Origin of the sequence: Roseibium sp. (genome assembly GCF_965216085.1) — a bacterium.
Classification (GTDB): domain Bacteria; phylum Pseudomonadota; class Alphaproteobacteria; order Rhizobiales; family Stappiaceae; genus Roseibium.
Window position 1 is genome coordinate 2,429,599 of the sequence record NZ_OZ244138.1, and the last position, 23,799, is coordinate 2,453,397.

The 23,799-nt window shown below is 56.2% G+C and carries 25 protein-coding genes; 14 read left to right on the forward strand and 11 right to left on the reverse strand.

Going from position 1 to position 23,799, the window contains the following annotated elements:
- Positions 1–2: 2 nt before the first annotated feature.
- The 7 genes from ACOOFE_RS11215 to ACOOFE_RS11245 all read right to left on the reverse strand — a co-directional run bounded on the left by ACOOFE_RS11215 (position 3) and on the right by ACOOFE_RS11245 (position 8,633).
- The gene (locus tag ACOOFE_RS11215; protein WP_420414988.1) at positions 3–1,298 is read right to left on the reverse strand and encodes an NAD(P)/FAD-dependent oxidoreductase; all 1,296 of its coding nucleotides are present in this window, start codon (positions 1,296–1,298) and stop codon (positions 3–5) included.
- A 14-nt stretch (positions 1,299–1,312) separates the two neighbouring features.
- Complete coding sequence (locus ACOOFE_RS11220; RefSeq protein WP_420414989.1) at positions 1,313–2,935, reverse strand: GMC family oxidoreductase; 1,623 nt, start codon at positions 2,933–2,935, stop codon at positions 1,313–1,315.
- A gap of 13 nt (positions 2,936–2,948) precedes the next feature.
- Complete coding sequence (locus ACOOFE_RS11225) at positions 2,949–3,806, reverse strand: ABC transporter permease (RefSeq protein ID WP_420414990.1); 858 nt, start codon at positions 3,804–3,806, stop codon at positions 2,949–2,951.
- A gap of 11 nt (positions 3,807–3,817) precedes the next feature.
- The gene (locus ACOOFE_RS11230) at positions 3,818–4,684 is read right to left on the reverse strand and encodes an ABC transporter permease (RefSeq protein ID WP_420414991.1); all 867 of its coding nucleotides are present in this window, start codon (positions 4,682–4,684) and stop codon (positions 3,818–3,820) included.
- Positions 4,684–5,805 carry an ABC transporter ATP-binding protein gene (locus ACOOFE_RS11235; RefSeq protein WP_420414992.1) on the reverse strand — a complete coding sequence of 374 codons (1,122 nt, stop codon included), beginning with the start codon at positions 5,803–5,805 and terminating at the stop codon, positions 4,684–4,686. Before ACOOFE_RS11235 ends, ACOOFE_RS11230 begins: the two co-directional genes overlap by 1 nt.
- Before the next feature lie 152 nt (positions 5,806–5,957).
- Positions 5,958–7,034 carry an extracellular solute-binding protein gene (locus tag ACOOFE_RS11240; RefSeq protein ID WP_420414993.1) on the reverse strand — a complete coding sequence of 359 codons (1,077 nt, stop codon included), beginning with the start codon at positions 7,032–7,034 and terminating at the stop codon, positions 5,958–5,960.
- A gap of 111 nt (positions 7,035–7,145) precedes the next feature.
- Positions 7,146–8,633, reverse strand: a complete 1,488-nt coding sequence (locus ACOOFE_RS11245) for a PLP-dependent aminotransferase family protein (RefSeq protein WP_420414994.1) — start codon at positions 8,631–8,633, stop codon at positions 7,146–7,148.
- Positions 8,634–8,761: 128 nt separating this feature from the next.
- On the opposite strand from ACOOFE_RS11245, the gene ACOOFE_RS11250 reads away from it, so the two are divergent.
- Positions 8,762–9,868: a mandelate racemase/muconate lactonizing enzyme family protein gene (locus ACOOFE_RS11250; RefSeq protein WP_420414995.1), complete on the forward strand. Its 1,107-nt coding sequence runs from the start codon at positions 8,762–8,764 to the stop codon at positions 9,866–9,868.
- Between the two features lie 2 nt (positions 9,869–9,870).
- Entirely contained in the window at positions 9,871–11,364 is a 1,494-nt protein-coding gene (locus tag ACOOFE_RS11255) for an aldehyde dehydrogenase family protein (RefSeq protein ID WP_420414996.1), read from the forward strand.
- A 255-nt stretch (positions 11,365–11,619) separates the two neighbouring features.
- Here ACOOFE_RS11255 and ACOOFE_RS11260 read toward each other — a convergent pair whose 3' ends face one another.
- Together ACOOFE_RS11260 and ACOOFE_RS11265 are read right to left on the reverse strand one after the other, a co-directional pair.
- Positions 11,620–12,489 carry a hypothetical protein gene (locus ACOOFE_RS11260; RefSeq protein ID WP_420414997.1) on the reverse strand — a complete coding sequence of 290 codons (870 nt, stop codon included), beginning with the start codon at positions 12,487–12,489 and terminating at the stop codon, positions 11,620–11,622.
- Positions 12,486–14,066, reverse strand: a complete 1,581-nt coding sequence (locus tag ACOOFE_RS11265) for an acyl-CoA synthetase (protein WP_420414998.1) — start codon at positions 14,064–14,066, stop codon at positions 12,486–12,488. The genes ACOOFE_RS11260 and ACOOFE_RS11265 overlap by 4 nt, the downstream gene beginning before the upstream one ends.
- A 159-nt stretch (positions 14,067–14,225) precedes the next feature.
- On the opposite strand from ACOOFE_RS11265, the gene ACOOFE_RS11270 reads away from it, so the two are divergent.
- Positions 14,226–15,032: an alpha/beta hydrolase gene (locus tag ACOOFE_RS11270; protein ID WP_420414999.1), complete on the forward strand. Its 807-nt coding sequence runs from the start codon at positions 14,226–14,228 to the stop codon at positions 15,030–15,032.
- A gap of 3 nt (positions 15,033–15,035) precedes the next feature.
- On the opposite strand, the gene ACOOFE_RS11275 is transcribed toward ACOOFE_RS11270, so the two are convergent.
- Together ACOOFE_RS11275 and ACOOFE_RS11280 are read right to left on the reverse strand one after the other, a co-directional pair.
- The gene (locus ACOOFE_RS11275; protein WP_420415000.1) at positions 15,036–15,404 is read right to left on the reverse strand and encodes a PilZ domain-containing protein; all 369 of its coding nucleotides are present in this window, start codon (positions 15,402–15,404) and stop codon (positions 15,036–15,038) included.
- A gap of 8 nt (positions 15,405–15,412) precedes the next feature.
- Positions 15,413–15,982 carry a hypothetical protein gene (locus tag ACOOFE_RS11280; protein ID WP_420415001.1) on the reverse strand — a complete coding sequence of 190 codons (570 nt, stop codon included), beginning with the start codon at positions 15,980–15,982 and terminating at the stop codon, positions 15,413–15,415.
- A 179-nt stretch (positions 15,983–16,161) separates the two neighbouring features.
- Between ACOOFE_RS11280 and flgB the strand changes: the two genes are divergently transcribed.
- From flgB to ACOOFE_RS11335, 11 genes are all read left to right on the forward strand, one after another.
- Positions 16,162–16,542, forward strand: coding sequence for a flagellar basal body rod protein FlgB (gene flgB / locus ACOOFE_RS11285; RefSeq protein WP_420415002.1), 381 nt, complete (start codon positions 16,162–16,164; stop codon positions 16,540–16,542).
- 19 nt (positions 16,543–16,561) lie between these two features.
- Complete coding sequence (gene flgC / locus ACOOFE_RS11290; RefSeq protein WP_420415003.1) at positions 16,562–16,978, forward strand: flagellar basal body rod protein FlgC; 417 nt, start codon at positions 16,562–16,564, stop codon at positions 16,976–16,978.
- Positions 16,979–16,980: 2 nt separating this feature from the next.
- Positions 16,981–17,319, forward strand: a complete 339-nt coding sequence (locus ACOOFE_RS11295; protein ID WP_420415004.1) for a flagellar hook-basal body complex protein FliE — start codon at positions 16,981–16,983, stop codon at positions 17,317–17,319.
- Positions 17,320–17,380: 61 nt separating this feature from the next.
- The gene (gene flgG, locus ACOOFE_RS11300; RefSeq protein ID WP_420415005.1) at positions 17,381–18,169 is read left to right on the forward strand and encodes a flagellar basal-body rod protein FlgG; all 789 of its coding nucleotides are present in this window, start codon (positions 17,381–17,383) and stop codon (positions 18,167–18,169) included.
- A gap of 22 nt (positions 18,170–18,191) precedes the next feature.
- Positions 18,192–18,650, forward strand: a complete 459-nt coding sequence (gene flgA, locus ACOOFE_RS11305; RefSeq protein ID WP_420415006.1) for a flagellar basal body P-ring formation chaperone FlgA — start codon at positions 18,192–18,194, stop codon at positions 18,648–18,650.
- Between the two features lie 3 nt (positions 18,651–18,653).
- Positions 18,654–19,754, forward strand: a complete 1,101-nt coding sequence (gene flgI / locus ACOOFE_RS11310; protein ID WP_420415007.1) for a flagellar basal body P-ring protein FlgI — start codon at positions 18,654–18,656, stop codon at positions 19,752–19,754.
- Positions 19,755–19,893: 139 nt separating this feature from the next.
- Positions 19,894–20,457 carry a MotE family protein gene (locus ACOOFE_RS11315; protein ID WP_420415008.1) on the forward strand — a complete coding sequence of 188 codons (564 nt, stop codon included), beginning with the start codon at positions 19,894–19,896 and terminating at the stop codon, positions 20,455–20,457.
- Positions 20,458–20,465: 8 nt separating this feature from the next.
- A complete protein-coding gene (flgH, locus tag ACOOFE_RS11320; protein WP_420415569.1) occupies positions 20,466–21,161 on the forward strand; it encodes a flagellar basal body L-ring protein FlgH in 696 nt (231 codons plus the stop codon).
- An 18-nt stretch (positions 21,162–21,179) separates the two neighbouring features.
- Positions 21,180–21,677, forward strand: coding sequence for a flagellar basal body-associated FliL family protein (locus ACOOFE_RS11325; protein WP_420415009.1), 498 nt, complete (start codon positions 21,180–21,182; stop codon positions 21,675–21,677).
- Positions 21,674–22,429, forward strand: coding sequence for a flagellar type III secretion system pore protein FliP (fliP, locus tag ACOOFE_RS11330; protein WP_420415010.1), 756 nt, complete (start codon positions 21,674–21,676; stop codon positions 22,427–22,429). Before ACOOFE_RS11325 ends, fliP begins: the two co-directional genes overlap by 4 nt.
- 412 nt (positions 22,430–22,841) lie before the next feature.
- Positions 22,842–23,777, forward strand: coding sequence for a flagellin (locus ACOOFE_RS11335; protein WP_420415011.1), 936 nt, complete (start codon positions 22,842–22,844; stop codon positions 23,775–23,777).
- Positions 23,778–23,799: the final 22 nt, after the last annotated feature.

Below are 23,799 nucleotides of genomic sequence, written 5' to 3' on the forward strand. Positions count from 1 at the left end.
AGTTAAATCCCGAGCCGGTCCCTGACCCGGTAGACCATCACAGAAGGTGCAAGGAACCAAGGGTTTCCGGTGTAGAGTGGTCTGGTGTTGTTTGGGATTTTCTCGAATGCGGAAAGAGCAGTTTCCCGACCTGCTGCTTTTTGGCCGATGCGCATGCCAAGGTAACTCGCCATGCCAACACCAGAACCGCAATAGCCATTGGCATAGAAGAGGCCCTTGTCTTCGCCGCAGTGGGCGAGCGTGTCAAAGGTGTAGCCGACAAACCCCATCCAGCCATGACTGACTTTGTATCGGGCAAGATCCGGGAAGAGGGCGCACATGTCCCGGTGTAGTTTGCTGGCGCTGTTGCATGGATCCGTTTCGCTCAAAGACACCCGGCCGCCAAAAATCACCCGTTTGCGGTCCGGCGACAGCCGATAGTAGTAGACCAGCTTGCGCGTGTCTGAGAGCACACGGTTGGTCGGAAACAGCCTGTCGACGAGATCTTCCGGCAACTCTTCGGTCGCAATGACGTAAGAGCCAATCGGGATGATGCGGCGTTGATGCCAAGGCGACAGCGGCCCGGAATAACCATTGGTTGCCAGAATAACTTTTCCGGCTGTAACAACGCCTTGTTCCGTGAGCACCTTGAAGCTCGATCCAGCCCGCTCTAGCGATAGCGCCCGGCATTGGCCTTTGACCTGTGCCCCGAGTTTCAATGCGCGGGAGAGAAGCGCCGGCAAGTATTTCGACACGTCGATGCTGCAATGATGCGGATAGACGATGCCGCCGTGATAGGCATCTGTGCCAAGCTCGCTTACCATTTCAGATTTCGGCACCATGAAGGCGTCCGGTTTCCAAACCGGATGACCAGCTGCAGCTTCTTTGGAGAGTTTGTCGTAAAGATGCGGCTTATGGGCACCGTGAAACCGGCCCACGTCCTTCAATCCCATATCCAGGCCGTCCGTTGACAGCTCATGCATATAATCGAGCGATGCCTGACCTTCTTCGCAAAGCTGGGTCGCCAACTCAGGTCCATACCGGCGGGAGAGAGCCAAAAAAGTGGGTTTCAGGCTGGTGGAGAGCTGGCCGCCATTTCGTAGGCTGCAGCCCCAACCCGGGTCCTCAGCGTCAATCACCAGCGTGCTCATCCCTTCGCGCGCGGTTTGAAGGGCAGCGTTGAGGCCGGTATATCCAGCGCCGACAATCAGGACATCAATTTCGGCGGGAAGTTCATGTTCGGGAAGCGGGACCTTGGGGGCGATGTCCTGCCAATAGGGCTTTGACTGAAAATCCGCCGCAAACACATCGCTCCCCATTGTCTTCAATCCTCTTAAGCGTTTCGGGTGTCTTCCAGAATGAGATCCGCGCCTTTTTCACCGACCATGATGGCTGGCGCATTGGTGTTGCCGGAGGTCACTGTCGGGAAAATCGAGGCATCGACTACCCTGAGGCCATCAACACCATAGACCCGCAGACGCTGATCGACGACGTTCTCGGTTTTGTCCGTTCCCATCCGGCATGTGCTGACCGGGTGGAAGACGGTGGAACAGCGGTTGCGGACATCTTCCAGCATGTCCTCATCGCTTTGAACCTCCGGTCCCGGTGCGATCTGGCTGTCGATGACCTCTTGAAAGGCTGGGCTGGCAGCGATCTTGTGCAAGAGCTTGCAGCCTTCGATCATTTCCTTGCAGTCATGGTCTGTGCTCAAGGAATTGGGATGAATGGCCAACGGCTCAAATGGATCGGTCGATTTCAGCTCCAGATGCCCGCGGCTGGTTGGCCGGGTTGGCTGCATGCCAAACAGGAAACCTGGGAAGGGATCGGGGTTCATCAGAGGCCGTTCTCCCTTTGGTGCCTTGGTGTAGCTGACCGGTGAGAAATAGAGCTGCATGTTCGGCCGTTTGCAGTCCGGATTGCTCTTCACAAATCCGCCTGCCTGATTGAGGCTCAGCGCTAAAGGACCGCCGCGTGTCAGAACATAGCGGATGCCTTGCGCCAACTTGCCCCACCAAGGGTAAAGTTGCTGGTTTAAAGTCGGCACCTTGGACCGGTAGAGATGATCAAGGCCGAGGTGGTCCTGCATGTTCTTGCCGACAGCCGGGCTGTGGACTAGCGAGGTAATGCCCTTGGACTGTAGTTCGGCTCCGTCGCCGACCCCCGACAGCATCAGGATTTGCGGCGAGTTGACCGCTCCTGCACTCAAGATCACTTCGCGCCGTGCCGAGACCGTTTGTTCGCGGCCAGCTTTTTCGTAGACAACACCAGTTGCCCGGCCGTTTTCCAGAAGAATGCGCTTGGTGTGGGCTTTGGTAAGGATCGTTACGTTGGAACGCTTCTTGGCCCGGGCAAGATAAGCCCGCGCAGTGGACATGCGGAAGCCGTCCTTGGCCGTGATCTGATAGTGGCCGACCCCTTCCTGGTCCGCTCCATTGAAGTCCGGATTGAATTTGAACCCGGCTTGTTCGCTCGCCTTGAAGAAGTTCTGGCACAAAGGGTGTGTGTGCTTCGTCATGCTGGACACATGAAGGGGGCCATCACCACCACGGAAGGCATCGGCGCCGGTGTCATTGGTTTCGGACCGTTTGAAGTAGGGCAGGACATCGTCCCAGCCCCAACCGGTGTTGCCCATGGCTTTCCAGTCGTCGAAATCCGCGTGCTGGCCCCGGATATAGACCATGGCGTTGATCGAGCTGGACCCGCCAAGCACCTTGCCGCGCGGCCAATACCCTTCGCGGTTGTTCAAGCCCGGATCCGGCTGGGTGTAGTACATCCAGTTGATGTGCTTGTTGTAAAATGCCTTGCCGTAGCCGACCGGAACCCAAATCCAGAAGTTCAGATCCGAGCCGCCGGCCTCCAGGACGCAGACGGAGTATTTGCCGTCTTCAGACAAGCGGTCTGCGACGGCGGCACCGGCAGAGCCGGCGCCGACGATGACAAAGTCAAACTCAGCCATGATGTCCCTGCGTTTAAGCGTTTTTATCGCGCTGGATGAGAATGGACAGCAGCGCCAAGAGACCGGAGCCAACCATCAGGAAGAACGACACGGCGTTCAGAACCGGCGTGGAGCCGACCTTGGCCATGCGGTCATACATGGTGATGGTGAGTGGGGCCTCGGAGCCAACCAGGAAGAGTGTCGTGTTGAAGTTTTCAAAGGACACCAAGAAGGCAACGATCCCGGCTGCGAACATCGCCGGCCGCAGGAACGGCAGGGTAATTGTTCTAAGGACACGGGCCCGGCTTGCGCCCAGGTTAAACGCCGCTTCTTCCATAGTTTCATCAAACTTTTTCAAGCGTGCAGTGATCACCAGAGAGGTGATCGTGGCGATGAAGGAGAATTGTCCGAGAACAACAAGCAACATGCCCGGGCGCAGGAATTCCAGTTCCAGATCGAACTTGTTTTCCATGAAGTTCGCCGTGTCGCTGGCGAGAACCAGGATTGAGATGCCCAGGATCACACCCGGGATCACGAGCGGCACGACCATCATGATGTAGAAGAAGTTCTTGGCCGGAAAATCCCCGCGCACAAACAGGAAGGCGTTGGTGGTGCCGACAAAAACCGAGAGCGCTGCAACGAAAATCGCAATCACAAAGGAATAGTACAATCCTTGGAGAAGGCGCCGATCGTGGAACATGCCCAGTTTCGGTTCGGTATCTGAAAAGAACCAGTCCAGCGTGAAGCCTTGCCACGGCAAGGCCGGGAACAAGCTGTCATTGAACGCAAACGCGCCGGCAGAGATAAGTGGTGCTGCCAAAAAGATGAAGAAGGCAAGCACATAGAGCCGGTAACCAAAGAGGAACGGCGTGGTCTTGTTGGTCGCAAGCATGATCGTCCTCCTCAGCTCTTGGCAACAGTGTTGGCGAGCGTCTGTCCGCTAAGCTTCAAGCCCAACCAGATGACGAACGAGGTGAACATCAACAGCAGCATGCCGAAGGCCGCGCCACCTTCCCAGTTAAACCGGGTGATGAACTGGTTGTAGATCTGTTCGGTAAACCAGCTGGAGTTTTTGCCGCCCAGAAGGATCGGGGTGAGGTAGGAACCAGCGGTCAGCATGAAGGTGACAATACAGCCAGCAACAATCCCCGGCATGGCGTAAGGCACGATGATCCGGCGCAGAACTGTAAAGCCGTTGCCACCCAGATTGTAACCTGCCTCGATCATGGAATTGTCCATACCATCCAGTGTTGAGACCAGCGGTACGATCATGAACAGGATCACCGTGTAGACCAGGCCGACGATGACGGCTGCGTCGTTGTAGAGGAACTCAATCGGTGTGCCGGTGGCGCCAGTCCATAATAGAAAGTTCGATATCACGCCTGTTTCCCGCAAAAGGAGAATCCAGCCGAAGGAACGGATCAGATCGCTGACCCAAAGCGGGATCAGGCACAGCAGAAACAAGCCGCCGCGCGCCCGCGGCCCGGCGATCTTGGCAATGTAATAAGCAATCGGAAAACCGATCAGCAGGGCCAAGGCGGTCACCAGAAGCGACATCGACCCAGTGCGCAGGAGTGTGTTCCAGTAGATCGGTTCGTTGATGAATTCCAGATAGTTGGCAAAGCTGTATTCATAGACCCGCGGCGCGACTTTCTCGCGCAGCGACAACATCACCATGCCGATGTGCGGCAGGATGATCAGAAGAATGATCCAGAGTGCAAAGGGCGCAAACAAAAGGATCAACGACAGGCGTTTGATGTCCTTTTGCATCAGGCGGGCTCCTCATTTGCAAAGCACATGGCTTGCTTGGAGGACCAGACAAGTCGGACGTCTTCACCCGGTTTGATGTCATTATGTCCAGTTAGGGTCACATCGGATTCAATCAGTTCCCCATTGCCGGAGCGCACAAGAACGCGGCTGTTGGCGCCGTTGAACAACAGGCTGTCGACAACGCCATCCATCTGGTTGTCGCCGTCAACACCGCTCTTTGCCGCCTCAGACGCGCGCACGGTGTGAATGAATTCCGGCCGCACGAAGATGTCGACTTTGGAGCCTTCGCCGATCTTGCTGCCGCCAGCGGCGGAGAAGTTCATCGGCAGGCCTTGGCTTGTTTCCACCTTGCCGCCAGTGCCATCGCTGGATTTGACCGTGCCGGACCAACGGTTGCTGTCACCGACAAACCCGGCGACAAACGCGGTCTTTGGCTCGTGGTAGAGTTCCTGCGGTGTGCCGATCTGTTCGAACTGTCCTTGGTTCATGATCGCGACATTGTCGGACATGACCAATGCTTCGGACTGGTCGTGGGTGATGTAGATGAAGGTGGTGTTGAACTGGTGCTGCAGCAGTTTCAATTCGATCTTCATCGCTTCGCGCAGCTTCAGATCGAGCGCGCCGAGCGGTTCATCGAGGAGAAGGACATCCGGGTCGAGCACCATGCAGCGGGCAATCGCGATGCGCTGTTTCTGACCACCGGACAGCTGGTGAATTTCGCGTTCGGCAACATCCGGCAGCGCGATCCGTTCCAGAACGTCGTGAACCTTTTTCTTGATCTCCGCATTGCCAACGCCGTTGCAGCGCAACCCGTAGGCGATGTTTTCATAGACATTCATCATCGGGAACAACGCCAGGTGCTGGAACACCATCTTCACGTTGCGCTTGTTCGGCGGGGTCCCCAGAACGGATTTGCCCTTGATCTTGATCTCGCCGGATGTCGGCTCCTCAAAGCCGGCGATCATACGCATCAAGGTGGTTTTGCCACAGCCAGACGGACCCAGAATGGAGAAGAACGAGCCGCTTGGAATATCGAAGGACACGCCTTTGACCGCCTGGAAAGACCCAAAGTTCTTGGTCAAACCGGCGCATTCGAGGTCGTAATGGGGAGGATTTGTCATTGTTTTGTAGACACTACTGGAGAGATGATGAAGTTGGGGGGACACCGTTTCTGGCGGCATCCCCCGAGATTTAGGCTTTCGCTCTTCGGCGTATGGGCCAATTGGCGGCCGCAGTTAAGTTCGTCCGCCAATTTTTCTCTTAGAACAGCCGATTAGCCGCCGGTTGCTGCTTTGATTTTTTCCAAAGTCTTGCCTTCCATGTCTTCCACGCCCGGAGGAATGTTGGCAAAGAACTTGAGGTTGTTGATGTCGGCGTCGGTGAAGGCCGCGTTCACGGCAGCTTTCTTGTCTTCCGGAAGCAGGTCCTTGCCGCCTTTGACAGCCGCAATCGCGCCGGTGCTGGCAGACATCAAAGTGACGTTTTCCGGCCGTAGCACGAAGTTGATCCACTTGTAGGCCGCGTCGTCAGCCTTGGCCTTGCGCGGCAGGGCAAAGGTGTCGATCCAGGCAAGAGCGCCTGTTTCCGGCGGAACAAAGGTGATGTTCGGGTTCTGGTCGAACAACTTGTATGCCGTGGAGTCCCAGGTCTCGGAGGCCACGATTTCGCCGGAGAGCATCATCGCGCTGAGGTCATCGCCACCTTTCCAGTAGGCTTTGATGTTGGCCTTACATTCGATCAGTTTGTCGGCAACCTTGTCGAGGATACCCTGGTATTTTTCGAGGTCAGAATAGGCCTCGAACGGGTTTTCACCCATGGCGAAGGCCGTGCCAAGCAAGATTGTGCGCTTCAAGCGCATAGAGGTCTTGCCCTTATAAGCCGGATCACAAAGATCGCCCCAGCCTTTAAAGTCAGGCGCCTTGGTCTTGTCGGCCATCAGGCCGGAGGTGCCCCACTGGTGCGGAACGGCGTAGACTTCGCCTTCAATGGTGGTGTTTTCCTTCACGCCATCCAGAAGGCTTGCTTCCATGACGCCGGTGTCGATCTTTGACAAATCAAGCGGCTTATAGATGTCGTATTCAAGCTGAGCTGCGTAGATACGGTCATGGCTTGGTTGAGCAAGGTCAAAACCTGCGCCTCCGGTTGCGCGCAGCTTGGCAATCATTTCCTCGTTGTTGGAAAAAGTGACTTCCACATCGATGTCCGGATATTCGGCTTCGAATTTCTGGATCAATTCATCGGGAGCATAGGAGCCCCAGGTCAGAAGGCGCAGGGTTTCGGCCTGTGCCGAACCCGCGCCCGCCAGCATAGTTGCCGCCAATAGGCCGGTAAGAGTTGACTTTAGATGCATAACGTCCCCCTGAAATCATCATTTTTGTCAGTGAATACGGTAGGTTTCAATTGGACTGCGAAATATATCCATTCCAGATATTTTTACAGACCAATTTGCGCCTCAAAAACGTTAGCCTATTTTGCAGGCGGGTAAAACATCTTTAAGTGTCTGAATGCCTTTACGGATATCATCCGGGCTGGCGCTGCCGAAGCCAAGAACCAGTCCGCGTTGGCTGAGATCGGACAAAGCGTAGCGTGCCAATGGCGCTGTTGTGATGCCACGAGTGGCCGTTTCGGCGACAAGTTTGTTTTCATCCAGTCTGTCATTGATCAGGCCTACGGCATGAAATCCGCTGCTGGTCGGCTGTAGATCTATATCGCCGGCAAGGTCGGCGGCAGCGCTCATGAGCGTATCGTGGCGGTGTTTGTAAAGCTGGCGCATCGTACGGATGTGAGTGGCAAACATGCCTTCATCCATAAATTCGGCAACCATTGCCTGGGTCACGGTTGGAACGCCGCTGAGCCAAGTCAGAAAGATGCGTTCAAAACTTTCCACGAGTCCTTCTGGTGCCAGCAAAAAACCAAGCCTGAGAGCCGGAAACAGCGATTTGGAAAAGGTGCCGACGTAGATGACCCGGTCATGGGTGTCGATGCTTTTGAGGGTCGGAGGCGGCTGGTCGCCGTAATAGAATTCGCCGTCATAATCGTCCTCGACAATCATGGCATCAGCTTCGCTGGCCGCTTTCAACAACGCCAGGCGGCGGGACAGGCTCATGACATGACCGAGCGGTTGTTGGTGCGATGGTGTAACAAAAGCGAGGCGGAAGTAGGGTGCTTTTGCAAGCCCATCTTCAACGCACAGGCCTTCTTTATCTACAGGTACTGGGACCGGCTGAGCACCGATTGCGATAAAGGCGTTTCGCGCGCCAATGGCGCCAGGATTTTCAAACCAGACAGATTCTCCTGGATTAACCAGCGTGCCGCCGATGAGGGAAAATGCACGCTGAGCGCCGTTGGTCACAAAAATCTGTTCCGGTGCGCATTTTATGCCGCGCGATGCATTGAGTTGACGGGCGATCGCCTCGCGCAATGGCGTATAGCCGAAGGGTTCGCCATAGCCGGTAATGTTATCCCGGTCTTTCCGCCAATGACGGGCCGACAGCTTCGACCATTGCGCCATTGGGAATGCGTCAAGCGCCGGGAGAGCGGTGACAAAGGCCTGAGATTTGTGCGGCAGGCGCTTGCGAACGGCAAAGTCCGGGATTGCGTGTTTGGCGGCGTGCGAAATACGTGGAACTGCTTTGATGACGTCGCTGGTCGACGGCAAGGGTTTGGGTTCCAGCCGGGCTTGTAAAGCTTCGCTGACAAAAGTTCCGGCGCCGACCCTGGCTTCCAGCAGGCCTTCGGAAATCAGCCTGTCGATGGCATCGATCACTGTCGTGCGCGAGACGCCGATCTCCTGGGCCAGTGTCCGGGTTGCCGGCAGCCGGTCGCCCGGCATAAGCGCGCCTGTCAAAAGAAGGTCACGCAAAGCCATATAGAGTTGGATCGAGATTTTCTTTTCGGCGCTCTTGTCAATCTTGATGGAGGACAGGACCGCGCCCGCATGCCGTTTCATAGAATTCTCCCAATTGGTCTGGGAGATTGCGCAAAACGGACCTTCTATCAAGTCCAATTCTGGATAACTTGACAGTCCAATCTACAAAAACTGCGCTCCGGGAGCCCCGTTCAAGGACCTCAAGCCCCATGAAAATACAATCAATTGAGACATTTACCAACGAGTTTGTCTGCTTCACCCGTGTGACGGCAGATTCTGGCGAAACCGGTTGGGGCCAGGTCGCGCCGTACTATGCAGACATCACGGCGGAAGTTGTCCACCGTCAGGTAGCGCCTTATGCACTTGGCGAAGACGCGCTGAACATCGAACATCTGATGGACATCATCCCGGACCGCGAACACAAGTTCCCGGGATCTTATCTTCGCCGGGCCATGGGCGGTCTGGATACCGCGCTGTTTGACCTGCGCGGTAAGCTAGAAGGTAAGCCGGTTTGCGAACTTTTGGGTGGCACCGCAGGGCCGGTGCGCGCTTATGGCTCGTCGATGAAGCGGGACATCACACCGCAAGATGAAGCGGACCGCCTGAAGCGGCATCAGGACGAGCGCGGTTTTACCGCGTTCAAATTTCGGATTGGTGCCGAATGCGGCCGCGATCAAGACGAATGGGAAGGCCGGACAGATGAGATCGTGCCCCTAATGCGCAAGAGCTTTGGCGATGAAACTTCATTGCTGGTGGATGCCAACTCCTGTTATTCGCCAGCCAAGGCAATCGAAATCGGCCGTTTTCTGGAAGCCAACGGCATCTCTCACTATGAAGAGCCTTGCCCCTATTGGCACTATGACCAGACAAAACAGGTCACGGATGCGCTCGATATTGATGTCACCGGCGGGGAACAGGATTGTTCTCTGATCGACTGGAAACGCATGATCGATCAAAAGGTCGTCGACATCATCCAGCCGGATATCTGTTATCTCGGCGGCATGGTGCGCAGCATGAAAGTTGCCCAAATGGCGCATGAGGCGGGGATCCCGTGCACCCCGCATGCAGCCAACCTGTCGCTGGTGACTCTGTTCACCATGCACTTGCTGCGCGCCATTCCGAACGCCGGAAAGTATCTGGAATTCTCCATTGAAGAGGAAGACTACTACCCGTGGCAGTACGACCTCTTCGTCAAATCTCCATTCGATATCGTTGACGGCAACGCCATCGTGACAGATGCCCCGGGCTGGGGTGTTGAAGTCAATCCGGAATGGCTTGCCAAGTCCACATACAAAATCAGCTCCCTGGAGGGCTAATCATGGCGTCTCAACAAGACCTCATCGCCGAATACGAACAGACTGGCACGCTCTCTGCGTTGCCATTGGGCCACTTCATCGACGGCGCGTTTTCGCAGCCCTCGCACAACCGCACCATGGAAAGCTTCGATCCGGGCAAGGGGGCAGCGTTTGCGCGGTTCACGGCCGGAACGTCTGAGGATGTGGATGCAGCCGTTCTTTCCTCGCGGAAAGCGTTTGAGACCGTCTGGCGCGACATGGCACCGGTTGAACGTGCGCGTATTCTTCTGAAAACTTCCGAACTGATCCTGGAAAACTTGGATCTGCTGGCGGTTGTCGAAACACTCGACTGCGGAAAACCGCTTCAAGAATCCATCGGCGATGTTCGTGGTGCTGCACGCACGTTCGAATACTATGCCGGCGCCTGTGACAAGCTACAGGGCGACAGTTTCCCGCTCGCGGGCGATTACATAGGCTATTCGATCCATGAACCGGTCGGGGTGACCGCGCACATCATTCCGTGGAACTTCCCGATTTCAACAGCCGCCCGCGGCTTTGCACCAGCTCTGGCGGCTGGATGTACCGTTGTGGCAAAACCGGCCGAACAGACCCCGTTCACCGCGCTGCTTTTGGCCAAGATCTTGTCGGACGCCGGCTTGCCGGATGGGGTTTGCAATGTGGTCACCGGAACAGGCATGGAAACCGGTGCGCCTTTGACCCAAAACACTGGTGTTGATCACATCACCTTCACCGGCTCTGTCCAGACTGGCAAGGCAGTGATGAAGGCGGCTGCCGATGACATCACCCGCGTTGTGCTGGAACTTGGCGGCAAATCGCCGGTGGTCGTTTTGGCTGATTGCAACAAGGAACAGGCGCTCAACGGCATTATGGGCGCCATCTTTGAAAACGCCGGTCAGATCTGTTCTGCAGGCTCCCGTCTTGTCATCGAAAAATCGATCCATGAGGAGTTCGTCTCTGAACTGGTCAAGCGCACCAAGGCGCTGAAAATCGGTCATGGGCTCAACCAGCCTGAACTTGGTCCGGTCAATTCTGCCGAACATCTGGCCAAGATTGCTGGTTTCATTGACCGGGCGAAAGAGCGCGGCGCAACTGTTGCAGTCGGTGGCGCCATCACCAACGATCCGGAAACAGGCGCTGGCTGGTTCTTTGAACCGACCATCGTAGACGCTGTTCCGGCCAAGGACGAGCTTGCCCAGGAAGAGATCTTCGGTCCGGTGCTGACCGTTCAGGTCGCAGAGGACGCCGATCATGCGCTGGAACTGGCCAATGACTGCCAATACGGCCTGGTCGCTGGCATCTACACTTCGGATTTTTCCAAGGCTCACCAGCTCGCCCGCAAGATTGACGCAGGGCAGATCTACATCAACGAGTATTTCGCTGGCGGCATTGAAGTGCCATTTGGCGGCAACAAGAAATCCGGTTTCGGCCGGGAAAAGGGCATCGAAGGTCTGAAGAGCTACTGCAAGACCAAGAGCATTGCGGCAAAAATCGGCTAGGAGATCCAATCAACCAGGCGATGGGGCGCGGCAGATACTCTCGATCACATCCCACCTAGAAAGAGATGAGCTGCTGCGGCCTATAAAACGGGACGGAAAGACCTGCCCAATTATGTTTTGAGGCAGTGCGCATGAGGCCCTCGGATTGAGGGGCGGCGGACGTGCTGTCTGGCCTGGTAAACCGGATCCCTCGGCAGATTTATTCCGCGAAAGGCCAGTTTTCCGTTCCCCGGAGCTGGCCTTTTCTTTTTTCGCTTATCGATCCTTTGCTACAAGAAGCAACTCGTTGGTCACCAGCGTCGGGCAACCACCTGGCAGTGCATTGCCCTGAAACTGGTCTTTGTTCAGATCGATGGTGCGCAGAGGCAGACGCAAGTTGCCATCTGCGGTGAGGCCAGCCCCGCTCTGAAGGAGAATTTCCGATATCAGTCCGGTCATGGGCGGGCCTTCCGCAAAGGCTGCTCCAGCGAGACTGCCGAGGCCATGAACAGAATAGATGGAACCAGGTAATGCGGCTCCCAGCTCTTCGATACTGGAATGAAGGTCGGTAAAAGGCGCCAAAGTGGTGATCACCGCATTGCAAACCTTGCCATCTGTCCCTTCTGGATCGGATTTGACGCGGAACAAGGTGAATTCGGTTTCTGGATCAAGAGCTGCTTCAAAACGGGCACCGGTGATGCCATGCCCAGAGATTTGAGCCTCTTCTGCAAGTGAAAGGGTTTCGGGCAACAAATGCGCAAAATGCGTGTGGCCGTCTTCCTGCCAAAAGGCATGAATATGAGCGAACCAGCCGCCGTCCCGCCAGCCGAGGATCGCGACAGCCTCGTCAAGCTTTGCGCCCTTGGACGCATGGGTATCGCTGTACCAGGCTGCATGGCGGTCATCAATGGCACGGTCCGGCATGACATAGTCGAAGGGCGTCAGGTGAAGGCCCGAGAGATCCAAGACGGCAGAACCATATCCTGCGTTGGTTGCCCAGTGTCCCAAAGCGTTGAGCAGCGGTTCGTTGCCTGACAGCTGAAAGGATACCGGTTCTGCGTGGCACAAGGCATGCGGCAACCGGTTTTCCGCCTTTGGACCGGGATGCCGAACGTCTTCCAGGGTGCGTGGCGCCGGACGTCTCATAACAGGCCTTTTTCGGTGAGGTATTCACGCACCAGCTTCTTGGTGATCTTGCCATAGGCGCTGGTCGGCATTTCCTCAATGAAGAGATAGCGTGCCGGCATCTTGTAACGGGTGATCTTGTCCTTCAAAAACTCAGAAAGCTCCGCGCTATCGGTTTGATTGCCCTGTTCCATGACACAGACTGCTAGGCCGACTTCGCCCCATTGCGGATCAGGAATGCCGAGAATGGCAACTTCTGAAATGGCGGGATGGGTCAGAAGGATCTCTTCGACTTCCTTCGGATAAACGTTGGAGCCGCCAGAAATATACATGTCTGAGGCCCGGCCGGTGAGATAGAGATAGCGGGCCTCATCCATATGGCCGATGTCGCCAGTGCGGAACCAGCCATTTCTAAACGACTTCTGGTTGGCGCCGTCATCATCCAGATAACCGGAACATACGGCAGACCCGACGACACAGACTTCGCCGGTTTCCTGCGGACCTAGGACCTTGCCCGTATCATCTTGAATGGAAATCTCGATCCCGGTGCGTTCCACACCACAGGTACCGGTCCGTGTATGAGGCCCGTCCTCCATAGAGTGCTCACTGGGCCTTAGAACCGTAATGTTTCCGGTCACCTCGCCAAGGCCATAATACTGCACCAGCACCGGGCCGAGTTTTTCCAAGGCCTGTTTTTGATCTTCCCTATACATGGGGGCGCCTGCATAGATCAGATGCCGCAGGCTGGAGTGATCAAACTCATCAACGGCTGGATCTTCCACCAGCCGCTTTACGATTGTCGGAACAGTGAACATGTTCGAGATCTTGTGCTCTTCGATCAGGCGAAAGGCATCGGATGGCTTAAACCCGCCTTGCGGCATCAGGATATGGGCAGCGCCACAAGATAGCTGTGCGATCAGTTGTAGACCGGCCCCATGGGAGAGAGGGGCAATCACTAGAGCGGCATCTGTCTCGGAAGTTCCGGGCAGAAGGTCGGCCATGTAGTTGACTGTGACAATGCCGATCTGGCCATGGGTGAGCACCACCGCTTTCGGACGGCCAGTTGAGCCAGAGGTGAAGAAATACCAGCAGGGATCATTGTGATCGACGTTCGCATTGCCAATGGACGTGCCTGCATGTTTGGCAATCAAGGTCTCATACGACTGCCCGAATGCGCTTTCCCCGATGGTGATAACACCGGCTATATCCGGGCAAGCCGTTTTCACCGCGTCCGCTTGAGCCGCATAGTCAGCATCACACAGGAAAAGATTGGCCTTGGACTTCTCCGCCGCATAAGCGGTTTCACCCGGAGCCTGGCGGAAATTGCAAGGAACCCAAATGGCGCCAAGCCGGAAAGCGGCCAGCATGATCTCCACCATCTGATTGGAGTTTTGTGCCTGAACCAGTATGCGGTCGCCCTTGGTGATCCCCAAGTCGGTTGTAAGGGCAGCACACAGAGCTGAAACGCGTTGATCAAGGTCCTGCCAGCTCCAGGTTCTATTCCCCCAGACAAGCGCCGGACGTTCCGGCCAGCGGCGGGCATTGCGAGTTAGAAAATGCGCCAGGTTTTGCACACGATTGGAACAGCGCTCGATCATACGGTTTGAAACCTCCCAGATTATCCGTGCCGCCAAGGTAGGGGGTACTTGCGTGATTTGACAAGCAATATGAATGGCCTAAGCGGCATTTCAATTCGCTAGAAAATCAGGCAAGGTTGCCAGTTCAAATAGGAACGCATGTGAGTGCAGGAAAGATTGATGACACTTTCGCCAGATTTCGATTGGGACGATGCCTACGCCAATGGCGCATATATTGAGAACGCCGACAGTTATCCCGCGCGCTGGGCTGATGAAGCGCTGAATTTCCGGTCTAGCTGGATCAAAAAAGATCTGGACATCATTTATGGCGACGGCGACCGGCAACGCCTGGATCTGTTTCACCCAGATGGGTCAAGTAAGGGGCTGGCGGTTTTTGTTCATGGCGGTTATTGGCGCCGGTTTGACAAGTCCTATTGGTCTCATCTGGCTGCCGGTGCGCTGGGCAACGGCTGGTCCGTCTGCATGCCGAGTTATGACTTGGCGCCGGCGGTTCAGATTTCAGAGATCACATCTCAGATCGGTGCCGCGCTCAACAAATCCGCACAACGCGTCGAGGGGCCGGTCCGCCTCTCTGGGCATTCTGCGGGCGGGCACCTGGTCACCCGAATGGTTTGCAAGGACACTCCGCTGAAGCCGGATGTCTTGGACCGGATCGAAATGGTCGTGTCGATCAGCGGCCTGCATGACTTGCGGCCCTTGATGAAGACCGCGATGAACGATGATTTTCTGCTCAATGAAGAAGGCGCGGAAAAGGAAAGCGCAGCGCTGCTTGCGCCGGCTACCTCGTGTCCGGTGACCGCCTGGGTCGGGGGAAGTGAACGGCCGGAGTTTATCCGCCAATCCCAGCTGTTGGCCGATGCCTGGGAGACGGCAACTTTTCATGAAGATCCGGGCAAGCACCATTTTGATGTAATTGAGGGTCTGGCCGATCCGTCAAGCCAGCTGACGTCGGAACTTTTGGGCTAAGCCTCAGTCCTCAAGTGCATAGAAGCGCTGGGCAAGCCGACGTACACCAGTGTTTTCATAAAGTGCGATGCTGGCGGGCGGCACCAGATAGGCCACACCGGCTTCCAAGCCGTCCCGCCAGCACAGCCGGACTTCCGAAATGGTCCGTTCCGTGACATCGAAGACGTAGAATTCCTTGGGCAGCGGCAGGTCTTCGTTGAGCAAGAGCCGCAAGCCGCCCTGGGAGATGTCCCGGGTGGTGCAATCGCAAATGTAATCGTTGGTCAGGCTGGCGAGTTTCGCCGGCCGCAATCGTGTGCGCCAGCGCGGGAAAAAACGTTTTTGAACGGCATTCATAGCCGTCTGCCTGTTGAGGCTTAAACCTTTGAACATTTTGGACCTCAACGACGTGGAGCCGCCGGTGGCGGGGGAGGTGGTGATGGAGGAGGTGGCGGCGCGAGCTGCTGCCGCGGCTCGAGAGCAGGTGGTGGAGCTTGCTGTTTGATCAGCGGCCGCCCTCGGTACGTCGGATCGCCAAGAGTTGTCGGGCGATGATTGACGCTGGACTGGTCATTGACGCACATCCGGTAAGCAAGGTCATAAAGACTTCGCCAGCCGGCCGGATAATTGCCTAAGTTGTCCAGAACCGCGAGCGCGCCGCCGATCTTCGCACCGCGTTCCGCACCACTGGGTCCAGCCCAGATACCGCCGGCAACAGCGCCACGGGATCCGCGGTCATAGATCTCCAGATCCGTCCCGCCGGGATTGACATGGGCGTCCGCATAAGCACGCGCATACGCATGACAATTGTAAGGTTGAGCAAGCGCGCCCGGGATCGGGGCGATGCAGACGGCAGCAACCACGCCAAACGTCCACCGCCTGGCCGCTGCAATTGGGTATGCAGGCGCCGTCTGGCGATTTAGTGGCTCTTCGATCAACGCGCCGTCCTTGGGACGCCATCGCTGGGTCATTGTGGTCTCCGCTCGTCAGGATTGGGCCGGCGTGGGTGTGCCGGCACTCGGAAAGTTATCAGCGTGATCCATGCCCTACGGAGATTGCGCGAGCCTTACGGTGCCACGGTTCAGTGGAACAGCCTCAGACAAGCTTGGAGTTTTAGAACTGCTGCGATCCCGGCTGAATGGAGGTTTTTATGGAACCGGTGTTCCTGAACAAACTGGTCTCGCAGAACAACGAATGGCTGTCTGTCCGCCAGGCGGCAATTGCGGAAAACATCGCCAATGCGAACACCCCAGGTTTTGGCGCAAAGGATGTCGAGCCGTTTACGTCTGTGATCAGCAAAAGCCAGCTGGCGATGACCGCAACGCACGGCAGTCACCTCGGCCAGACCATGGAAGCGGCGCGAGCCTCGGATGTCGAAAAGGCCGACAGCTGGTCCGTGAGCCACTCCGGCAACTCTGTCAGCCTGGAACAGGAGCTGATGAAAGCCGGTGAGGTCGCGCGTGATCATTCGCTGAACGCGTCCATCGCCAAGTCGTTCCACAAAATGTACCTCACAGCCGTCAAACCCTAAGCCCAGGTGATTTCAAGCTATGTCCGATCCTCTTTCCGCCACATTAGAAATTGCCGCTTCCGGGTTGAAAGCCCAGTCCGACCGCATGCGGATCGTGTCAGAAAACCTGGCCAACGCCCGGTCGACCGGCGAGACATCCGGTGACGATCCCTACCGCCGCAAGACGATCACGTTCGAAAGCGAATTCAATCGGGCGAGCCAAGCCAATCTCGTGTCTGTGAAAGGCATTGGCACGGACAAGGCGCCGTTCACCGTTGAATACGATCCCGGACATCCGGCAGCGGACATCGATGGCTACGTGAAGATGCCGAACGTCAATACGCTGATGGAACTCGCGGATATGCGCGAAACCAACCGATCCTATGAAGCCAATTTGAAAGTCATGACCCAGGCCCGCGAAATGGTCATGCGCCACATCGACCTGTTGAGGACCTGATCATGATCAACGAAATCTCTGCCCTGACATCGGCATCGTCGACGGATGGGATTTTGAAATCAACGTCAACCACGCGCTACATGTCCGGTCCCCCGGATCTTGGCGGAACCGAACAGGTTTCCGGCCCGTCTTTTTCCGATGCGATTGCAGAAGTGTCGCAAACGGCAATCGACAAGGTCAAGCAGGGCGAAGCTGCAGCGATTGCCGGTGTGGATGGCCAAGCCTCCGTTCAGCAAGTTGTTGAAGCCGTGATGCAGGCGGAATCCACCCTGCAGACCGCCATTGCCATTAGGGACAAGGTCGTCAGCGCCTATCAGGAAGTGAGCCGCATGACGATTTGATCTGCCTTGAAAAAATCGAGAGCGATTAAATCGCCTTTTCAGCGACTTTAGGAGACAAAAGATGAAAGCCCTTGCTATCGCGGCGACCGGAATGAGCGCTCAGCAGCTCAATGTGGAAGTGGTTGCCAACAACATCGCCAATATGAACACCACATCGTTCAAACGGGCCCAGGCCGAGTTTTCGGACCTGCTTTATCAGGCAGAACGCTTGCAGGGTGTTCCAAACCGCGGCGGCGAAGATCCGGTGCCGGAAGGCGCGCAGCTGGGTCTTGGTGTGCGCACGGCAGGTATCCGCAAACTGCATGTGCAAGGTCCAATGAACAACACCGGCAACCAGTTTGACGTGGCACTGGATGGCCGGGGCTGGTTTGAGGTCACCGGACCGGATGATGAAACGCTTTTTACACGGGCAGGTTCCTTCAACAAGAATGCAGACGGCCGCCTCGTCACCATTGATGGCTACACGGTAGAGCCGGCGATTATCATTCCCAATGACACGATCGAAGTTGTGATCAACGAAAGCGGTCAGGTCTATGCCAAGATTGATGGCGAATTGAACCCGCGTGAACTTGGCCAGCTGACCCTCGCTAACTTTGCAAATGATGTCGGCCTGGAACCGGTCGGTGGCAACCTCTTCCGCGAAACACCGGCGTCGGGCGCACCGGTTGCCGGTGTCCCGGGAGATCCGGGGTTTGGCGTGGTCCGTCAGGGCTATCTTGAAACATCCAACGTCGACCCGGTGAAGGAAATCACCGCGCTCATCTCCGCCCAGCGCGGTTATGAGATGAACTCTAAGGTCATGAAAGCGGCCGACGAAATGGCCAACACCGTCACCAACGGCATCCGATAACCAGGCACCGGGGGCGAACCTCATGACCAAAGTCCTTAGAACCCTGACAGTGCTGTTTGCTGTGCTTGGCTTGACGCAGGCCGTCCAGGCGGCGGGCATTCAATTGCCGGTCCCGCGCCAGACAATCCCGCCGGGAACGGAACTCAGCCACCAGGATTTGATTGAACGCAAGTTTCCGAGCCGTGCTGCTCAGCAGTTTGCCGTGGCAGCGCATCGCAGTCAGGTCGTGGGGCTCGTTGCCCGGAGGACCTTGCTGCCGGGTCAGCCAATTCCTGTCAGCGCTGTCGAAAAACCGCTTCTGGTGAAGCGCGGTGAACCGGCCCGGCTGGTGTTTCACGAGCAGGGTTTGATGATCATCATGCAGGTGGAAGCGCTTCAAAATGGCGGTGCCGGGAGTTTTGTCCGTGTCCGCAACGTCGACAGCGGTCTGGTGGTGTCCGGCAGGGTTCAGCAAGACGGTTCGATCCGCGTGGAGAATTGATAGATGGTCCGGATTTTCATTTGCCTGCTGGCGCTTTTGACCGCCATGCCGGCCACCGCAATGGTGCGGATCAAGGACATTGCCAATCTTCAAGGGGTGCGTGACAACCAGCTTGTCGGCTACGGCCTGGTGATTGGGCTGAAAGGCTCCGGCGACACCTTGCGCAATTCGCCTTTTACAGAGCAATCTTTGCAATCGATGCTGGACAGCCTGGGCGTCAATGTCCGCGATACACCGCTTAGGACCCGCAATGTGGCTGCTGTCGTGGTGACCGCCGAAATGCCGTCGTTCATCGGCAAGGGATCGACGATCGACGTCAGCGTGTCTTCGCTGGGCGATGCAACATCACTTGCTGGCGGCATGCTGGTTGCCACACCGCTTTTAGGCGCGGATGGTCAGATCTATGCTGTGGCGCAAGGTCCGGTGGCTGTTTCGGGATTTGCCGAACTCGGAGCTGCGGAAAGCCTCACTCAAGGCATTCCAACCGTTGGCCGGGTGCCGAACGGTGGCCTGATCGAACGCAATTTACCGGCAAAGTTTGCGCAAATTCCCGACCTGGTTCTTGAGTTGTCCAACCCTGATTTCAAGACCGCAGTGCGTATCACTGATGCCATCAACCGCTATACCAGAGAACGGTATGGCATTCGGGTTGCCAAAGAGCGGGACTACCGGTCGATTGATCTGACCCCGCCGAAGAAGGTGAGCATGACCCGGTTCATTGCGGAAATCGAATCCATCCGCGTCCGGCCGGACCAAAGCGCCAAGGTCGTCATCGATGAACGCACAGGGACAGTGGTGATTGGCAAGGATGTTCAGATTTCGACGGTGGCGATCACCCACGGCAATCTGACCGTCCGAATTTCCGAAGCGCCTGAAGTGTCTCAGCCTTCGCCGTTTTCGCAAAACGGGGAAACGGTGGTGGTGCCGCGGACTTATGTGGATGCTCAGGAGAGCGGCGGGCGGCTCGCCGTTGTTGGCGGCACTGATCTGCCTACCCTGGTGCGCGGTCTTAACCGTATCGGCCTGAGGCCAACCGGGATCATTGCCATCCTGCAGGCGATCAAGACTGCAGGGGCCCTTCAAGCCGAGCTTGTGGTCCAGTAGGCATCCGCTAGATCTGGATACGCAAGAAGAAGCGCCGCGCCCAGCGGCGTTTCTTTTGTTTTGTGCAGCCGACAGCCTCGCACAAGCTCGATCAGTGATTGTCCAATCAAACTGGTCACTCGCAAAGGACAGTGCTCACATGCCTACTCTCGTGGATGGATGCCGGACGGCCGGCATTCTGACATGCCTGGCTCTCCAGATCGTTTGCGCAGGCAGCGCCGCGCGAGCTGAGACACCGCCGGCCAAGCCGGTGAAAGTCGAGACGGTTGAGATCCAACACAAGGATCAACACGGTCAGCCGCTGCGCGATAGCGAACTTTATTGCAAAAACATCGCGGACGCTGCCAGCGATGCCCGCATCCAATGGCAAACCTGGAAGATGATTGCTCTGGAAGGCCGCCTGCAGGCCCGCATTGCTGAACTGCAGCGCAAGGAACGGGAGTTTGAAGCCTGGGTCGCGCGCCGTGAGGAACTGCTGGAACAGGTTGAAGATCAGGTGGTCACGATCATTGGCCGGATGCGTCCAACGGCGGCTGCTGAACAACTGTCGACCACAGAAGATGAAGCTGCCATCGGTGTGCTTCTGAAACTAAAAGCCCGGGTTGCCAGCGCGATCCTTGACGAAATGGAGCCGGCCCGAGCGGCCCAGCTGACCCAATCCATGATGGGCTTTACGAACCCCGTCGTACAACGGAGATTTTAATGCGTTTGATGCTCATGTCTTTGGGAGCAGCTGTGCTTTCTGGCTGCGCCGGGCAACTGGAAGATCTCGGCAAGGCGCCGGAAATGTCCCCAGTTGGGTATGGATTGGCCAACCGGCCGGCTAAGGTTTATCCGCTCAGCACCTTCGCGCCTGGCGGCGTCAAGGACTACAACTCGCTCTGGCGCAATGATCGTGAAAACTTCTTTGCCGACCCGCGCGCAAAAAAAATCGGCGACGTTCTGACTGTCGCGATCCAGATCGATGACAAGGCGGAATTGGACAATTCGTCCGAGCGCGGCAGGAATTCCGACATCGGGATTGGCGGGTCTTTTAACGCCGGCAGCAACGGCAGCACATCCGGCGGCCAAGCGGACCTGAGCGGCAATTCTGCATCGACCTCAGCTGGTTCTGGATCCATCGACCGATCTGAGGAAATCAACCTGTCCGTTGCCGCTGTTGTCACTGACCGCTTGCCCAACGGCAATTTGGTTATCTCCGGCTCCCAGGAAGTGCGCGTCAATTACGAAATGCGCATCCTCAATGTCAGCGGCATCGTGCGTCCACGAGACATCGAAAGCAACAATATCATTCCCTACGACAAGATCGCGGAAGCCCGGATTTCCTATGGCGGCCGAGGCCGGATCACTGAAGTTCAGCAGCCGGGTTGGGGCCAGCAGGTCTATGACATCATTACACCGTTTTGAGCTGCGGGGGGCACGACTATGACCAACAGTGTTGTTCCATACAGCTTTGCTGAAACAGAAAGCGGTCGCTCCAGCTTCTTCGCTGCCCTGATCTTGATCGGGTTGGTTGGCGCCGGAGCTGGGGCCGGTCTGGCGAAATTCGTCTCTGACATGACAGAAACCGCAGTGCATGGACGGATCCGTGAGGCTCAGGCGTTCAGCCAGACCTTGCCATTTGCACCTTCAACGCGGTTGCAGCGGTTGGAGCCGCTGGTCACCAATCTGGCAGTTCCGAACAAAGCCTGGATCCGTCTGCAGGCCTCGCTCCTGCTCGAGGATGATCCAGATGGCGATGTCGCGGTTTTGCGCAAGCGTATCGAAGACGATTTCATGAGTTATCTGCGGACGCTGACGATGGCTCACCTGGAAGGCAGCGTCGGGCTTCAACACTTGCGGGAAGACCTGAATGAACGCGCCAAAGTGCGCAGCAAAGGCCAGGTTCGCGAAGTCATTTTGGAGTCTGTGGTAATTCAATGATCCGATTGTTTGTAACAGCCGCCGCGCTTTTAATCCTCCCTTTCGGCATGTCCGGCGGCGCTTTGGCCCAGGTACCCGATCTCTCCGCGCTGCTGCCTGAAGGCGAGGGAAGTGCGTCCGGACGTATCATCCAAATGGTGATGCTTTTAACGGTGCTGTCTCTGGCGCCCGGCATCTTGATCATGGTCACCAGCTTCATCCGTTTTGTGATCGCCTTTTCCTTCTTGCGCTCTGGAATTGGTCTTCAGACAACGCCGGGTAATCTGATCCTGATCTCCCTGGCGCTGTTCATGACGTTTTATGTCATGGCACCGACTTTCGACAAAGCCTGGGAAGACGGTGTGCAGCCGCTCATGAACAACGAGATCAGCGAACAGGAAGCTTATGGGCGGATCACTGACCCGTTCCGCGATTTCATGCTTAGCCAGGTGCGTGAACAAGATCTGGTGTTGTTTGACGATCTGGCCGCCGGCCGGGTGACGGAAGAGCCGGCTGAATCGGCAGAAGAAGTCGAACTTCGAGTCCTAGTCCCAGCATTCATGATTTCTGAGCTCCGCCGCGGCTTTGAGATAGGATTTCTGATCGCGCTTCCGTTTCTAGTGATCGACATGATCGTTGCCACCATCACCATGTCGATGGGCATGATGATGTTGCCTCCCACGGTTATTTCCTTGCCATTCAAGGCTTTGTTTTTCGTCTTGATCGACGGCTGGAACTTGCTGGTTGGCAGTTTGGTGCGGTCGTTCTTCTGACATTTAATCCGGATTGAAGAGACAAAGGCGGAGCCAATGGCTCCGCCTTTTTTGTGTGATATTATCGCGCGCGATAAAGATATCTTGGGTTGCTGATACAGGGCATATTTGTTTCTGAGCAGGATTGGCTGCTTGAATGTGTGTTGTTTGAATGATCGCACTGGAAAGAAAATACGTGAAGCAACCTGCAAAAAAATGGCGTTTTCCTCAAAAGAACGAAAAACTTTAATTTGAGGGTAAAGACGCAAGCTTCGCGCAAGTTTTGATGTCTAGTCTCTAAATCACACGACGGGTTGAGCCTCACTGACCTTGAAGGGCTCAAAAGCATGACGCTGCCCCGCCGTCCCGGTGAAACTCCGGAATGTCCCAATCCAAGTACCAGTACCTACTGTAACACTGAAAGGGACATATCATGTCTAGTTTGATGACCAACGCTTCTGCGATGACTGCATTGCAGACCCTGACTTCCACAAACAAAAACCTTGCGACTACGCAAAACCGGATTTCCACCGGTTTCCGTGTGGCGGGTGCTGAAGACAACGCCGCTTATTGGTCAATCGCAACCACCATGCGGTCTGATAATATGGCCTTGTCTGCTGTTTCCGATGCTCTCGGGCTCGGCGCAGCGACTGTGGACGTCATGTACACGGCTATGAACAGTACCGTGGACGTGATGAACGAGATTAAGGCGAAAGTTGTTGCTGCCAAAACACCAGGCGTTGACCGCGGCAAGATCCAGTCTGACATCTCACAGCTGCAGAACCAGCTTAAGTCGACAGCAGACTCGGCTGTCTTCAACGGCGAAAACTGGCTGTCCGTTGATTCCAGTGCAGCTGGTTACTCAGCAACGAAGGACATCGTGTCTTCGTTCAGCCGTGCAGGCGGCACCATCACCGTTCAGACCATTTCAGTCGATATTACATCTGCTGCTGGTGGTACTGAATTGTACGATGCTGCTGACCAATCCGGCATTTTGGATCAGGACCGCAGTTTTGCGGCTCTAACCAACATTACCGGTGCCGGTATCGCTGACTTTGACATCTCTGCTGTTACCGATGCAGACCTTGCCGGTCTGGATACGGTGATTGCTGGTGTTGACGCAGCGCTCGGTCAAATCACGGATGCTGCGACGTCCCTCGGTTCGATCAAGTCCCGTGTTGATCTTCAGAAAGACTTTGTCTCCAAATTGACTGACGCGATTGATCGTGGTGTCGGTCAGCTTGTTGACGCTGACATGAACAAAGAGTCCACCCGCCTTCAGGCTCTGCAGACCCAGCAGCAGCTCGGCATTCAGGCTCTGTCCATCGCCAACCAGGGTTCTCAGAACATTCTGTCCCTGTTCCGCTAATCTTCACCGATTACCGGATGAG